The sequence below is a fragment of the Achromobacter sp. UBA5777 genome, assembly GCF_002418565.1.
Taxonomy (GTDB): domain Bacteria; phylum Pseudomonadota; class Gammaproteobacteria; order Burkholderiales; family Burkholderiaceae_B; genus Achromobacter; species Achromobacter animicus.
Genome location: NZ_DIEJ01000034.1, coordinates 17,545 through 32,256, shown reverse-complemented (window position 1 = coordinate 32,256; position 14,712 = coordinate 17,545). Strand labels below are relative to the sequence as shown.

Sequence of the window (14,712 nt, the reverse complement as noted above, 5' to 3'; positions counted from 1 at the left end):
AGAGAGTGGATGGGCCGCATGTCAGGTGCGCAGGAAGTCTTCGCGGCCACGCATCCAGCGGGCCAGATGGGCCTCGACGACGGCGGGATGTTCGGCGCGCAACCACACGGCAGCGTCGCGCGCGTCCTCGGCGATCGCGGCGTCGGTCTCCAGGTCGGCAAAGCGCAGGAGCGCCATGCCCGACTGACGTGTGCCCAGGAATTCGCCGGGGCCGCGCTGTTCCAGGTCGCGCCGGGCGATCTCGAAGCCGTCGGACGTTTCGAACATGGCGCGCAGCCGTTCACGCGCAACCTGCGAAAGCGGCGTCTGGTAGAGCAGCACGCAAACGGACTCGGCCGTGCCCCGCCCCACGCGCCCGCGCAACTGGTGAAGCTGGGCAAGGCCGAAGCGCTCGGCGTGTTCAATCACCATCAGCGACGCGTTCGGCACGTCCACGCCAACTTCAATGACGGTCGTGGCGACGAGCAGGTCGATTTCGCCGTCGCGGAAGGCCTGCATCACGGAGGCCTTCTCGGCCTGCGGCAGGCGGCCGTGCACCAATCCGATCCGCAGGTCCGGCAGATCGGTCCGCATGCCTTCGTAGGTGTCGACGGCGGTTTGCAATTCGAGGGCTTCGCTTTCCTCAACCAGCGGACAGACCCAATAAGCCTGCTGGCCGCCGCGCGCGGCCTGCGCGATATGGGCGATGACCTCTTCGCGCCGCGCGTCGGAGACCAGCTTGGTCACCACGGGGCTGCGTCCGGGCGGCAGTTCGTCGATCACCGATACGTCCAGATCGGCGAAAAAAGTCATGGCGAGCGTGCGCGGAATGGGCGTGGCGCTCATGTTGAGCTGATGCGGCACGATGCGGCCGCGCACGGTTTCGCCCTTGCGCGTCAGCGCAAGGCGCTGGCCGACGCCAAAGCGATGTTGTTCGTCGACGATAGACAGGCCCAGCCGGTGGAACTCGACGTGATCCTGGATCAGCGCCTGCGTGCCGACCACAAGCTGCACGCTGCCATCGGCAGCGGCGGCCGCGGCTTCGCGCCGCGCCTTCGCGGTCAGGCTGCCGCTCAACCACGCGACGTTCACGCCCAGGGGGGAAAGCCAGGACACCAGCTTGCGAAAGTGCTGCTCGGCCAGGATTTCCGTGGGCGCCATCAGCGCCACCTGCGCCCCGCCCGCGATGGCCTGCGCCGCCGCGATGGCCGCCACGACGGTCTTGCCGCTGCCCACGTCGCCCTGCAACAGCCGGTGCATGGGATACGGCTTGGCCAGATCCGCCGAGATTTCCTCCACGACGCGCTGCTGCGCGCCAGTCAGCTTGAACGGCAGTGTTTCGTACAGCCGTGCGACCAGCCCGCCTGCGCCGTTCTGCACCGGCAGCGATTCGGCTTCCTTGATGCGGCGTGCCGCACGCGCGGCGGCGAGCGAGAGCTGCTGCGCAAGCAGCTCGTCGAATTTGATGCGGCGCCATGCGGGATGCACGCGATCCATCAAGGCCTGTTCGGATTCGCCCTGCGCGGGCGTGTGCAGCGCGCGAATGGCGGGCTCGAACGGCGGCAGGTCGTAGCGCGCGCGAGCCTCGTCGGGCAGCGTGTCGGATAGGTCAGCAGTGTTCAGCGCCTGTGCAATGGCGCGCCGCAAGGCCGGCTGAGGCAGCCCTTCGGTAGTGGGATAAACGGGGGTGAGAGCAGTCGGCAGCGGCGAATCCGCATTGGTCAGCCGCGGATGCACCATCTCGCGGCCGAACAGTCCGCCGCGCACTTCGCCGCGGGCGCGCAGGCGCTTGCCCACGGTCACTTGTTTCTGCTGGCTGGGGTAGAAGTTCAGCCAGCGCAATTGCAGTTCGCCGCTGTCGTCCGCCAACGTGGCGGTGAGCTGGCGGCGCGGCCGGTACAGGACTTCGGATTTGGTGATCTCGCCTTCGACCTGGCCGGCAAAGCCGGGGCGCAGCGAGCTGATCGGGATGACGCGTGTTTCGTCTTCGTAGCGCAGCGGCAGATGCAGCACGAAGTCCTCGGGCAGCACCAAACCCAGGTTACGAAGCTTGCGCTCCGTATCCGTCATCGGTTTGCCGGCGCCGTTCTTGTCGGCGCCGGTACGCTTGGAGGCCACGGCTGCGGCCGGCATGTAGGAACGAACCCCTGAAATGAAACGTCCGGGTGCGCCTTACAGGACCATGATGGCTTCGACTTCGAACTGGGCCCCCTTCGGCAGGCTGGCCACACCGATCGTGGAGCGCGCCGGGAACGGCTGGGGGATGATCTCGGCCATGATGGCGTTGGCCGCGGTGAACTTGCCCAGGTCGGTCAGGAACAGCGTGAGCTTGACCACGTTTTCCAGCGTGCCGCCTGCAGCCTTGATGACTTCCTGCATGTTGGCAAACGCCTGACGCACCTGCGCGTCGAAGTTTTCAGAGACCAGGTCGCCGGTGCCAGGCTCCAGGCCGATCTGGCCCGAGAGATAGACAGTCTTGGTGCCGCTGACGGCAACCGCTTGCGAGTAAGGGCCGACGGCGGCGGGCGCGGTATCGGTATGAATGATTTGCTTGCTCATGGGCGGAATCCTTCTGGTGACGGATAGAAGCTACAACTATCGGAGTTTATCCAGCAATAGACTTTTGCGAAAGTAGCGGTTCGCCGTAAAGAGGGTTTAGGACTGATCCTGCGCAGCCGGCGGATGCCCTGCCCCGCCGATATCGCCTCGATGCGCAATCAGCAGTTCGGCCAGCGCCTGCGCGGCCACGGACAGGCTGCGTCCTTTACGGCGCACCAGATACAGCGGCCGGGTCAAGGCGCGACCCGCCAAAGGGACGACGCGCAGATCGGCGCTGCGGAAGTGAAAAAGCGTCATCGCGGGCACGACCGACACGCCAAGACCCGCGCGTACAAGACCCGTGACGGTCGCCAGATGCTCGACCTCGAAAACCGGCAGCGGCGCCTCGGCGCCCAGCGCTTCGTCCAGATGTTTGCGCACACTGCTGCCGCGCGCAAGCTGGATGATCGGATGCCGCAGCACGTCGCGCAGCCGCACGCGCGGCTGGTCCGCTAAAGGATGGTCCACGCGGCACACCAGAAAGTAGCGATCGGCATGCAGGAATTCGCTATCCAAGTCGGTCATGTCAGGCCGCCTCGAGGCCACGGCAAAATCGGCCACCCCGCTCTGCACCATGTCCAGGCACGGATCGAGCAAGGCGTCCCGCAAGTCCAGCACGATCCCAGGATGATCTTGCCGGAAGCGCGCCAGCAGATTCGGCAGCCAGCCCGCCGCAAGCGACGGCAGCGCGGCCAGCGTCACCCTGCCCCGCCGGCGGTCCGCCATATCCCGCAAATCACCCATTGCAAGATCCATGTCCGCCAACAGGCGCCGCGCGGTCGCGTCCAACACGCGGCCTTCGGCAGTCAGCTCGACATGCCGCGTGCTGCGATCGAAGAGCCGCACGCCAGCACTGTCTTCCAGCGAACGGATCAACGCGCTGAATGCCGGCTGTGTCAGGTGGCAGCGCTGCGCGGCGCGTGTGAAGTGCCTTTCATCGGCAAGCGCCACGAAGGCACGCAGTTGGCGGGACGATAGATTCATGGCTTTCTTGTATTAATCAATCCGATTTTTCTATTTTACGGATGATCGTGCCTTGCCTATAGTCGTCCCAACCCCTCGAACGCGCCTGGACTGCTCATGTCTCAATCTCCCTTGCTCATCGGCTGCGCCTCCGGATTCTCCGGCGATCGCACCGACGGCGCCGCGGCCGTGGTCCGCACCCTGGCCGCCCAAGGCGGCGGCACACTGATCTTCGAGACGCTGGCTGAGCGGACACTGGCGCTGGCGCAACTTGCGCGCAACGACGATCCGAACCGCGGCTATGAACCCCTGCTGGACGAACTGGTCGGTCCGATCCTGGGCGACTGCCTGCGCCACGGCATCAACATCGTCAGCAATTTCGGCGCGGCCAATCCGCCGGCCGCCGCGCGCCGTATTGCTGAACTGGCGCGTGAACAAGGCTTGCCGGCTCCGCGCATCGCTGTCGTGCATGGCGACGCGCTGAACGGCGCCGAGCATCGCGGCCTGCTAGCGAATCGACTGGGCGCCGCGCTGGACGGCCTGGACATCGTGAGCGCCACTGCCTATCTGGGCGCCACCGAAATCGCCGAGGCGCTGGCCGCCGGCGCGCAGATCGTCGTTGCCGGCCGCGTGGCCGATCCGTCGCTGACGCTGGGGCCGGCGCTGGCGCACTTCGGCTGGGATCCCGCCGACTGGCCGCGTCTGGGACGTGCCACCATGGCCGGCCACATGCTCGAATGCGGGCTGCAGGTGACCGGTGGCTATTTCTGCGTGCCGGGGTTGAAGGAAGTGCCGGACGTCCATGCGGCAGGCTTTCCCATCGCCGAAATCCAGGCCGACGGCGAATTCGTGATCGGCAAGGCCGATGGCACCGGCGGCGCCGTAGACGCGCGCACTGTGAAAGAACAATTGCTGTACGAAGTCCACGATCCGGCGCGGTATCTGACCCCCGACGTGGTTGCGGACCTGAGCCAGGCGCGTGTCGTCGAACTGGGTGGCAACCGGGTTGCGGTCCATGGCATTACGGGTCACGCCCGGCCCGACGAACTGAAGGTGAACGTCTGCTATCGCGGCGGCTGGCTCGCTGAAGCGGAGATTTCATACGCCGGTGTGCAGGCCGAAGCCCGAGCACGGCTCGCGGCAGATATCGTCCAAAAGCGCCTGGGCGCCGACTACAAGATGCGCGCAGACCTGATCGGCGCGATCAGCATCCTGGGCGATGACGCGGGCGAGATGCGCCGCGCGCTGCCTAACAGCCAAGCCCGCGACGTGCGGCTGCGCCTGGCCACCGAAAACGCCGATCGCGTCCAGGCCGAACGCGTGTTGCGCGAAGTGACCGCGCTCTACACTTGCGGCCCGGCCGGCGGCGGCGGCGTGCGCACTGCGCTGCGCCCCCGCCTGAACATGATGTCCTGCACCATTCCCCGCGAAGCCGTAAAGAGCGGCTGGAACTTCCTGGAGGAGATCGCGCCATGAACCAGACTTTGCTTGCCGTGCCGCTGTATCGGCTGGCCCACAGCCGCTCCGGGGACAAGGGAGATATCTCCAACCTGAGCCTCATCGCCTGGGATCCCGAATGCTACGACGTGCTGGCCGCGCAAGTGACCGAAGCGCGTGTCGCAGCGTGGTTCGCGTACCGCCATCCGAAGCGTGTGACACGCTATGCGCTGCCGATGCTGCACGCAATGAATTTCGTGCTGGAGGGCGTACTGGACGGCGGCGTCAACGACGCGCTGAATCTCGACACGCACGGCAAGAGCCTGTCTTTCAGATTGCTGGACATGACGGTGGAGGTCAGCGAAGGGCTGGCGAGCCGTCTGCCAGACATACCCGGCGACCGTCCCGCGGCCGCCTGATTTTCAGTTCCGATAAAAAAACACCACAGGAGACACACATGCGCATCGCTACCAAGGGCCGGCTGGCCCTGCTGTTGGCCGCCGCCCTGCCCCTTTCGGCCATGGCGCAATTCCCGACCAAGCCCATCACCTTCATCGTGCCGTTCGCTGCCGGCAGCGCCACCGATCAGATCGGCCGCGCCATCGGCCAGGGCGTCACCGAACAGACCGGCCAAGCCGTCGTCATCGAGAACAAGCCCGGCGCCAGTGCGATGATCGGCGCGGCAGCCGGCGCGCGCGCAACGCCCGACGGCTACACGGTGCTGATCACCACCAACACCACGCATGCGGCCAACGAGCACCTGTACAAATCGCTGACCTACGATCCCGTCAAAGATTTCGCGCCTCTCACGCTGCTGGGCAAGGGCGGGCAGATCATGGTCGTCAATCCCAGTTCGCCCGCCAAGACGGTGGGCGACTTCCTGGCCCAGGCCAAGCAGTCGCCGGGCAAGCTGAGCTTTGGCAGCGGCAGTTCCAGCAGCCGCATCGCCGGTGAACTGCTGCAGCAGATGGCCAACGTGCAACTGCTGCACGTGCCCTACAAGAGCAACCCGCTCGCCGTCACCGACCTGCTGGGCGGCCAGATCGACATGATGATCACCGACACCGCCACGGGCTTGCCGCAGGTGAAGTCCGGCAAGCTGCGCGCGCTGGGCGTCACGGGCCAGGCGCGCTCGCCGCTGGCGCCCGACGTGCCGACCATTTCCGAGGCTGGCGTGCCCGGCTACGAGATGGGCTACTGGTTTGCCGCCTATGCGCCGGCCGGCACACCGCCCGACGTGGTCAAGCGCCTGAACGAATTGCTGGTCAACGCCACCAAGGCCAAGCCCGCTCAGCAGTTCTACGCGCAAACCGGCACGGACGCAGCGTCGTCGACACCTGACGAGCTGGCAAAGTTCCAGCAGGCGGAATCGAAGAAGTGGGGCGACATCATCAAGAAGGCAGGCATTCAACCGGAGTGATTCACACCAGGCGTGCCAAAGCAAAAAACCCATCGCGCTTGCGATGGGTTTTTTTTAACTAGAAGGCCGGAACAGCTTGGCTTATTTGTCCACGAAGGCGCGCTCGACGACGTAGTCGCCCGGCTGGCCCACGCCCGGCGACACGGCGAAACCGCGGCTGTCGAGCATGGCACTGATGTCAGCCAGCATGTGCGGGCTGCCGCAGATCATGGCGCGATCGGTTTCCGGGTTGATTTGCGGTATGCCGATGTCGGCGCACAGCTTGCCGTTTTCGAGCAGTTCGGTGATGCGGCCTTGATTGCGGAAAGGCTCGCGCGTCACGGTCGGGTAGTAGACCAGCTTGTCGCGCACGATGTCGCCGAAGAATTCGTTGTTCGGCAGTTCGTTTTCGATGTAGTTGGCGTAGGCCAGCTCGCTGACCCACCGCACGCCGTGCACCAGGATGACCTTGTCGAAGCGTTCGTAGACGTCCGGGTCCTTGATGATGCTCATGAAAGGCGCAAGGCCGGTGCCGGTGCCGAACAGGAACAGATGCTTGCCGGGCTTGAGGTCGTCGACGACCAGGGTGCCGACCGGCTTGCGGCTGACGAGGATGGTGTCGCCTTCTTTCAAGTGCTGCAGGCGCGACGTGAGCGGGCCGTTCTGCACCTTGATGCTGAGGAATTCGAGGTTTTCTTCGTAGTTGGCGCTGGCGATGCTGTAGGCCCGCAGCAGCGGCTTGCCTTCAACTTCGAGGCCGATCATCACGAAGTGGCCGTTGTGGAACCGCAAGGCCGAATCACGCGTCGTGGTGAAGGAAAACAGGGTGTCGTTCCAGTGGTGCACGCTAAGTACGCGCTCAGTGTTGAAAGCAGCCATGTCGTATTCAGTAAGGGCGGATCGTGGTCGGGCGAAGCCCGGCTGTGCCGCGAGGTCATTCCGAACCGCAAAAAAAAGGCCGCGGTCGGCATTAGGGTTGTCCCTATTCTACAGGGTCTTGATGATAACTGCTCTCATTATTCCGTAATACCCTTATTCCAGTTTGACGGCGATCAACGTCTTGAACCCAACGCTTACTGCTAGTTGAACGGCGCAATGCTTCCTGTTATTGTCGCGTTCTCACTTGATAATCATTTTCGTTAGCAGACCGTTTTTCGCAATGGCGCGCCTTCAAAGTAGGCGAGGCCGTGCGGCAACACTCGTTTCGGCCCTAGCTGGAGTTCCTTCATGATCAAGCGTCCCCAATTGAATTCCCTGCTGCGCGCGCTGGCGCTCGCCGGCGCCGCTGCCTTCACCGTGTCGGCCAACGCCGCCGAGGAAGTCAGCCTGTACACCACCCGGGAACCCAAGCTGATCCAGCCGCTGCTGGATGCCTTCACCAAGGAAAGCGGCATCAAGGTCAACACCGTCTTCGTCAAGGACGGCCTGCTGGAACGCGTCAAGGCCGAAGGCGCCAAGTCGCCCGCCGACGTACTAATGACGGTGGATATCGGCAACCTGCTGGATTTGGTGGACGGCGGCGTGACGCAGTCGGTCAAGTCCGACACGCTGAATTCGGTCATTCCCGCCAACCTGCGCGGCGCCGATGGCAAATGGTATGCCCTGTCGCTGCGCGACCGCGTGCTGTATGTCGAAAAGGACCTGAAGCTGGAATCCTTCCGCTACGAAGATTTGGCCGATCCCAAATGGAAGGGCAAGGTCTGCATCCGTTCCGGCCAGCACCCCTACAACACCGCGCTGGTCGCTTCCATGATCGCCCATGACGGCGCCGAAGCCACTGAAAAATGGCTGCGCGGCGTCAAGGCCAACCTGGCCCGCAAGGCGGCCGGCGGCGACCGCGACGTGGCGCGCGACATTCTGGGCGGCATCTGCGACATCGGCCTGGCCAACGCCTACTATGTCGGCCACATGAAGAACGCCGAGCCCGGCACCGACGCGCGCAAGTGGGGCGATGCCATCAAGGTCATCCGTCCGACCTTCGCCAATGCCAAGAGCGGCGGCACGCACGTGAACGTCAGCGGCGCGGCCGTCGCGGCGCACGCCCCCAACAAGGCCAACGCGGTCAAGCTGCTGGACTTCCTGGTGTCGGAACCGGCCCAAGCCCTGTACGCGCAGGCCAACTACGAATACCCCGTCCGCAAGGGCGTGAAGCTGGACCCGGTGATCGCAAGCTTCGGCGAACTGAAGGTCGATCCCCTGCCCTTGACCGAGATCGCCAAGCATCGCAAGCAAGCCAGCGAGCTGGTCGACAAGGTTGGCTTCGACAACTGATAAGCTGCCGGACCGTCGTGCCCGCGGGCATGGCGTGACCGTGACGCAGTGACACGCGAGCGCCCTGCACCGGGCGCAAAGCGTAGGGCCTGTTCCCGCTTTTCCGGGGGAACAGGCCTTGCCATTGATGCAACCGACTTTGAAGCATGCACACACAATCCTTGCCCACGCCGCTGCGGCTGCGCTGGTCTGAACGCGGAACCGGCTGGCTGGTTGGCGCTACCCTGATCGCGCTGGCGGTGCTGGCGCCGGTACTGACGCTCGGCTGCTGGGCGATGGGCGGCAGCCTGGAACACTGGCAGCATCTGGCCAGCTATGTGCTGCCGCAGGCCTTCGCGAACACCGTCATGCTGCTGGCCGGTGTGGGCATCGTCGTGACCTTGCTTGGCACCGGCGCCGCATGGCTGGTGACCGCGTACGAGTTTCCCACGCGTCGGGTCCTGACCTGGGCGCTCCTGCTGCCGCTGGCGGTGCCCACCTACATCATTGCGTTTGCCTACCTGGACCTGCTGCACCCCATCGGGCCCATTCAGTCGGCGATCCGCGCCATGCTGGGCTTCGACAGCCCGCGCCAATTCCGCCTGCCCGACCTGCGCTCCATCTACGGCGCGATCTTTGTCCTGGGCTTCGTGCTGTACCCCTATGTCTACCTGAGCACCCGCGTCATGTTCATGACGCAGGCCGCCAGCCTGCTCGAAGCTGCCCGCACGCTGGGCGCGGGCCGCGTGACGGTGTTCTGCCGTGTCGCCCTGCCCCTGGCTCGTCCCGCGATCGTGGTGGGCGTGAGCCTGGCGCTGCTGGAAACCCTGAACGACATCGGGGCCTCCGAATTCCTCGGCGTGCAAACGCTGACCGTCTCCGTCTACACCACCTGGGTCACCCGTTCAGACCTTGCTGGCGCCGCGCAGATTGCGCTGACCATGCTCGCGATCGTCATCGGGCTGATCCTGCTGGAGCGCCACGGCCGCAAGCGGCAGCGCTACGCCAACACGCAGCGCATGCGCCCGATGCAGCCGCGCCGGCTGCGTGGCGCGGCGGCTGCCGTCGCGGCCGTGCTGGGCTGGATTCCCGTCCTGATCGGGTTTGTCGCGCCAGCGCTGTATCTGGTCGTTGAAACCTATAAGCGGCTTCACCTGGTGGGCGGCGTGTCGGACCAATTGATCGGCGGCCTGAGCAACACCCTGATCGTCGCGTCCAGCGCCACCGTGGTCACCTTGCTCTGCGGGCTGATCGTTGCATGGGCGGGCCGCACCCTGCGCGAAAGCGCCGGCTTCAACCCGGGCCGCGCCTGCGCGCGCATCGCCAGCCTGGGCTACGCGGTGCCCGGCACGGTGCTGGCCATCGGCCTGCTGACCCCGTTCGTGTGGATCGACAGCGCGGTCGCGCGCGTGTTCGGCGGCACGGGCCTATTCCTGATGGGCTCGATGGGCGCGCTGGTGTGCGCCTATGCGATCCGCTTCCTGGCGATTTCCACCGGGGCGCTGGAAGCCGGGCTGGCACGCATCCCGCCGTCTCTGGAACAAGCGTCGCGCCTGCTGGGCGAGACGTCGGGCGGCACCTTGCGCCGCGTCCACCTGCCATTACTGCGGCCCGCGCTGGCCGCGAGCGCGCTGCTGGTGTTCGTGGACGCCATGAAGGAACTGCCTGCGACCCTGCTGCTGCGCCCCATGAATTTCGACACCCTGGCCACGTGGCTTTACGCGGAAGCCGCGCGCGGCACGTACGAAGAAGGCGCCGTGGCCGCGCTGGCCATCGTGCTGGCCGGCCTGCTGCCGGTCATTCTGCTGGCGCGCACCAATCTGAAAATGGGACATTGATCATCGTGCCCGATCTGCTAGAAATCGACCACCTCTCCCTGGCCTACGACACGCCCGCTGGCTTGAAGCCCATCGTGCAGGACCTGTCGCTGGGCCTGCCCGCCGGCCACATCGGCTGCCTGCTGGGCGAGTCCGGCTGCGGCAAGACCACCGTGCTGCGCGCCATTGCCGGCTTCGAGCCGGTGCGCGCCGGCCGCATCCTGCTGGACGGCACGGTGATCTCGTCGCCCACCGAACAGGTCGCACCCGAGCTGCGCCGCGTGGGCATGATGTTCCAGGACTACGCGCTGTTTCCGCACCTGACCGTGGCGCTCAACGTGGCGTTCGGCCTGCGCAAGCTGCCGCGTCCGGACCGCGCTCGCCGTGTCGAAGAGATGCTGGAACTCGTCGGCCTGGCACACGCTGCCAACAGCTATCCGCATGAGATCTCCGGCGGCCAGCAGCAACGCGTGGCCCTTGCGCGCGCGCTTGCGCCCTCGCCCGACCTGCTGCTGCTGGACGAACCGTTTTCGAACCTGGATGTGGACACGCGCGAGCGGTTGGCCTTCGAGGTGCGCGAGATCCTGAAGACCACGGGCCACACTGCGATCCTGGTCACGCACAACCAGGCCGAAGCGTTCGCGATTGCCGACCGCATCGGGGTGATGGCCAAGGGCCGCATCGCGCAATGGGATACGCCCTACAACCTGCACCACAACCCGGCCGACACCTTCGTGCGCGACTTCATCCGCCGCGAGGCGCTTGAAGAACAGCGCGAACAGGCGCTGGCGCGCGGCCGGTAACGGGACCTGCGAGACCCGCGCGGACCTCGGTGCCCCCGCGTCCCGCATGCCCCGCCCTACTCATCAATCCGCCGACAGCTTCACCTTCTGCGATAAGGCCTTGAAGGCCTCGTGCTGGCTTTGGGTCAGCCGCTCGACTTCCTGCGGCGTCGAGCCATAGGGCATGAAGCCGGCCTTCTCGAGCTTATCCTTGACGTCCGGCATCGCAAGCGCCGCCTGGAAGGCATCGCTCAGCACGCGCGTCACGTCGGGCGACATGCCGGCGGGCCCATAGACCGCGAACCACGGATCCACGACCGCGCCCGAATAGCCCAATTCGGCCAGCGTCGGCACGTCGGGTAACGCCGGCGCGCGCTTGCTGCCGGTGACCGCCAGCGCGCGGACCTTGCCCGCATTGATGTGCGGCAGCGACGCGGGCAGGTTGTCAAACATGACCGGCAAGTGTCCGCCCAGCAGATCGTTCAACGCCTGGGCGCTGCCCTTGTAGGGCACGTGCTGCATGCCGGCCCCGGTCAACTGGTCGAACATCACCCCCGCCAGGTGCATGGACGTGCCCGTGCCGGGCGTGCCGTACGACGTATTGGGATTCGCCTTGGCATACGCGACCAGGTCCTTGACACTGTCCACCTTCACCGACGGGCCCACCTCCAGCACCACGGAAGACGCCCCCAGCATGCTGATGCCCGTGAAATCCTTGGTCGGATCGAACGGCATTTTCGGGTACACGAACGGATTGAGCGCGTTCGTGGATATCGCGCCGAAGCCGATGACGTAGCCGTCCGGCGCGGCCTTGGCGACGGCGTCCATGCCGATGTTGCCGCCCGCGCCGGGACGGTTCTCGACGATGACCGGCTGCCCGAGCTTTTCGGCCACTTTCTGGCCCGCCGTGCGCGCGACCAGATCGGTCGTGCCGCCCGCGGTGTACGGCACGATGAAGGTGATGGGCTTGGCCGGATAGCCGGCGGCGTGCGCGGGCACGGCACCTTGGATCAACGCCAGCGCGGCCAAGCCGCGCAGCGCATTGTGGGTGTAGCGATGCATGATGTCTCCCTCCCGTTTGTCGTTATGCACGGGTAGCGCATCTTATCCCCGGACAGCGGCGTCGCACAGCGCGATCCCTCCGGCTTGTTCCGCCAGGTATCAATTCATGTTCCGCCGCGGGCGTTTATCGCCCGCGCGCCCGCTCCTATAGTTCGTCTCACTGTCTGAGCGCGCAGGCACCCTCAAATGCCAAACCGGAGTATTGAAATGTCGAACAAGACTGTAGTGATCACGGGCGCGTCCAGCGGAATCGGATTTGCCCTGGCGCAGGAATACCTGCGCCGCGGCGACAACGTGGTGGGCAACGCCCGCAGCCAGGAAGGCCTGAACGCGGCCGCCGAGCGGCTGGCTAAGGAAGGCCTGGGCTTGCCCGACCGCTTCCTGGCCGTGGCCGGCGACATCGCCCTGGCCAGCACCGCCCGCGATATCGTGCGCCAGGCCACCGAGCGGTTCGGCCGCATCGACGTGCTGGTCAACAACGCGGGGATCTTCATTCCCAAGCCCCTGGGCGACTACACCGATGAAGATCTGGACCGCATCATCGACACGAACCTGAAGGGCTTCTTCCACATCACCCAGCAGGCGGCCGCACACATGTCGGAATACCGCGACGGCCACATCGTCAACATCACGGCCAGCATCGCCATGCAGCCCAGCAGCCGCGTCCCGGCACTACTGCCGGTGCTGATCAAGGGCGGCCTGAACCACGCCACGCGGGCGTTGGCGATCGAACTGTCGGACCGGAACATCCGCGTCAACGCGGTGGCGCCCGGCATCATCGAGACGCCGATGCACGATCCGGCCACGTTCGGCTTCCTGAATTCGTTGCAGCCGGCCGGCCGCATGGGCAAGGTGGACGACATTGTCGGGGCGGTCACCTATCTGACCGATTCCGCCTACACCACCGGCGCGATCCTTCCGGTCGATGGCGGCGCCGCTGCGGGTCATTGGTAGCATCATCACGAACGCCCGCCCCGCGGCGGGCGTCCTCACAACGAGAGACCCACCATGTCCATTGAAGCCAGACTGGCCGAACTTGGCCTGACCCTTCCGCCCGCACCCCAGCCGCTGGGCCAATACACCGCCGTCAGCCAGGCGGGCGACCTGCTGTTCATCTCGGGCCAATTGCCGCTGCGCGATGGGCGCGTGGTGTGGCAGGGCCGCGTCGGCGCGGAGCTTACCGTCGACCAGGGCCGTCAGGCCGCGGAACTCGCCGCGCTGAACGTGCTGGCGCAGATCCGCCAACACACCGGCAGCTTCGACCGGCTGGACCACCTTGTCCGCGTCGAGGGTTATGTCGCCAGCGCACCGCGCTTTCTGGATCAGCCCGCCGTGCTGGATGGCGCATCCGGCCTGTTTGCCCGGGTGCTGGGCGAGAAGGCTGGCCACGCGCGCACCGCCAATTCGGTTGCGCAGCAGCCAGGCAACGCGGCAGTGATCCTGGTGGTGATCGCCCAGTTGAAAGGCGCCTGACCCCGCTCAGTCCGCCAGCTTGTCGACCAGGAAATCGACGAACGCCCGCACCCGGCGCGATACGTGCCGGGCATGCGGGTACAGCAACACGAACGGCCGGGTGCTGCCGCCGTGTTGCTGCATCACCTCGGTCAGCCTGCCCGCGCGCAGGTCGTCTTCGACCACGAAGCGATACGTCTGGAACAGGCCCGCGCCAGCTCGGGCCAGTGTCACGCCGCCCAGCACATCCTCGCCCGTGCCATAGGCGCCGTCGGTCACGATATCGACCGCTTCGCCCTCCACCTGAAATGTCCACGGAATGCGCCGCCCGCTGCTGGGCCGGTCGAACTGGATGCAGTCGTGCGCGGCCAGATCGTCCAGCGCTCGCGGCGTGCCACGCCGGCGCAAGTAATCCGGCGCACCCACCACCACCAGCTCGGCGTCCTCCAGCTTGCGCGCGATCAGCGCCGAGTCGTCGGGCGCGCGCCCGCGCACCGACAGGTCATAACCGTCATCGGCGAAATCGACATTGCGGTTGCTGATATGCACGTGCACGTCCACGTTGGGATACTTGTCGCGAAATGCGGGCAGCAGCGGCAGGACGCGGTAATGCGCATAGGGCGTCGGCAGGCTGATGCGCAGCCGACCGGCGGCGCCCTGCCCGCCCACCTGGCGTTCGGCGTCGACCAGTTGCGCAATGGCGGGGCGCACCTGCTCAAAGTAGGCACGGCCCTCGTCGCTAAGCCGGATATGCCGAGTGCTGCGCACGAACAGCCGAATGCCCAGCCGCGCCTCCAGCCGCGAGACGCTGCGACTGACGGCCGCTGGAGTGACGCCCGCGGCGTTGGCGGCGGCCGTGAAACTGCTGAGTTCCGCCGCCAGGCAGAACATCTCGATGCTGCCCAGCTGCAGGTCGTCAAAGTGGCGCGTCATGCGGGCTCCTGCCGTGAAATCCGGTCCGGGAAACCATCAG

The 14,712-nt window shown here is 65.9% G+C and carries 14 protein-coding genes; 8 read left to right on the top strand and 6 right to left on the bottom strand.

What is annotated here, in order from left to right; genetic code table 11:
- Positions 1-21: 21 nt before the first annotated feature.
- From recG to B3446_RS02075, 3 genes are all read right to left on the bottom strand, one after another.
- The gene (gene recG / locus B3446_RS02085) at positions 22-2,112 is read right to left on the bottom strand and encodes an ATP-dependent DNA helicase RecG (RefSeq protein WP_291377093.1); all 2,091 of its coding nucleotides are present in this window, start codon (positions 2,110-2,112) and stop codon (positions 22-24) included.
- A gap of 39 nt (positions 2,113-2,151) precedes the next feature.
- Positions 2,152-2,538, bottom strand: coding sequence for a Rid family detoxifying hydrolase (locus B3446_RS02080; RefSeq protein ID WP_056561027.1), 387 nt, complete (start codon positions 2,536-2,538; stop codon positions 2,152-2,154).
- A 96-nt stretch (positions 2,539-2,634) separates the two neighbouring features.
- Complete coding sequence (locus B3446_RS02075) at positions 2,635-3,561, bottom strand: LysR family transcriptional regulator (protein WP_291377089.1); 927 nt, start codon at positions 3,559-3,561, stop codon at positions 2,635-2,637.
- Between the two features lie 96 nt (positions 3,562-3,657).
- On the opposite strand from B3446_RS02075, the gene B3446_RS02070 reads away from it, so the two are divergent.
- From B3446_RS02070 to B3446_RS02060, 3 genes are read left to right on the top strand one after another with little or no spacing between them, the layout of a single operon-like run.
- On the top strand, positions 3,658-5,016 hold the full coding sequence (locus B3446_RS02070; protein WP_291377087.1) for an acyclic terpene utilization AtuA family protein: 1,359 nt from the start codon (positions 3,658-3,660) through the stop codon (positions 5,014-5,016).
- Positions 5,013-5,396 (top strand): AtuA-related protein, encoded by a 384-nt coding sequence (locus tag B3446_RS02065; protein WP_291377086.1) that lies wholly within the window; start codon positions 5,013-5,015, stop codon positions 5,394-5,396. The genes B3446_RS02070 and B3446_RS02065 overlap by 4 nt, the downstream gene beginning before the upstream one ends.
- A 38-nt stretch (positions 5,397-5,434) precedes the next feature.
- Entirely contained in the window at positions 5,435-6,397 is a 963-nt protein-coding gene (locus tag B3446_RS02060; RefSeq protein ID WP_279973965.1) for a Bug family tripartite tricarboxylate transporter substrate binding protein, read from the top strand.
- An 81-nt stretch (positions 6,398-6,478) separates the two neighbouring features.
- Here B3446_RS02060 and B3446_RS02055 read toward each other — a convergent pair whose 3' ends face one another.
- Positions 6,479-7,255 carry a ferredoxin--NADP reductase gene (locus tag B3446_RS02055; RefSeq protein ID WP_175121654.1) on the bottom strand — a complete coding sequence of 259 codons (777 nt, stop codon included), beginning with the start codon at positions 7,253-7,255 and terminating at the stop codon, positions 6,479-6,481.
- Positions 7,256-7,603: 348 nt separating this feature from the next.
- On the opposite strand from B3446_RS02055, the gene B3446_RS02050 reads away from it, so the two are divergent.
- From B3446_RS02050 to B3446_RS02040, 3 genes are all read left to right on the top strand, one after another.
- Complete coding sequence (locus tag B3446_RS02050) at positions 7,604-8,647, top strand: Fe(3+) ABC transporter substrate-binding protein (RefSeq protein ID WP_105238804.1); 1,044 nt, start codon at positions 7,604-7,606, stop codon at positions 8,645-8,647.
- 146 nt (positions 8,648-8,793) lie between these two features.
- The gene (locus B3446_RS02045) at positions 8,794-10,464 is read left to right on the top strand and encodes an ABC transporter permease (protein ID WP_291377084.1); all 1,671 of its coding nucleotides are present in this window, start codon (positions 8,794-8,796) and stop codon (positions 10,462-10,464) included.
- Between the two features lie 5 nt (positions 10,465-10,469).
- Positions 10,470-11,246 (top strand): ABC transporter ATP-binding protein, encoded by a 777-nt coding sequence (locus B3446_RS02040; RefSeq protein WP_191578686.1) that lies wholly within the window; start codon positions 10,470-10,472, stop codon positions 11,244-11,246.
- A gap of 63 nt (positions 11,247-11,309) precedes the next feature.
- Here B3446_RS02040 and B3446_RS02035 read toward each other — a convergent pair whose 3' ends face one another.
- A complete protein-coding gene (locus tag B3446_RS02035) occupies positions 11,310-12,287 on the bottom strand; it encodes a Bug family tripartite tricarboxylate transporter substrate binding protein (protein WP_191578685.1) in 978 nt (325 codons plus the stop codon).
- A 207-nt stretch (positions 12,288-12,494) separates the two neighbouring features.
- On the opposite strand from B3446_RS02035, the gene B3446_RS02030 reads away from it, so the two are divergent.
- Both B3446_RS02030 and B3446_RS02025 read left to right on the top strand, forming a co-directional pair.
- Positions 12,495-13,241 carry an SDR family NAD(P)-dependent oxidoreductase gene (locus B3446_RS02030; RefSeq protein ID WP_175121658.1) on the top strand — a complete coding sequence of 249 codons (747 nt, stop codon included), beginning with the start codon at positions 12,495-12,497 and terminating at the stop codon, positions 13,239-13,241.
- Between the two features lie 54 nt (positions 13,242-13,295).
- The gene (locus B3446_RS02025) at positions 13,296-13,760 is read left to right on the top strand and encodes a RidA family protein (RefSeq protein WP_291377080.1); all 465 of its coding nucleotides are present in this window, start codon (positions 13,296-13,298) and stop codon (positions 13,758-13,760) included.
- A gap of 6 nt (positions 13,761-13,766) precedes the next feature.
- Here B3446_RS02025 and B3446_RS02020 read toward each other — a convergent pair whose 3' ends face one another.
- Complete coding sequence (locus B3446_RS02020) at positions 13,767-14,672, bottom strand: LysR family transcriptional regulator (RefSeq protein ID WP_291377078.1); 906 nt, start codon at positions 14,670-14,672, stop codon at positions 13,767-13,769.
- Positions 14,673-14,712 lie beyond the last annotated feature (40 nt).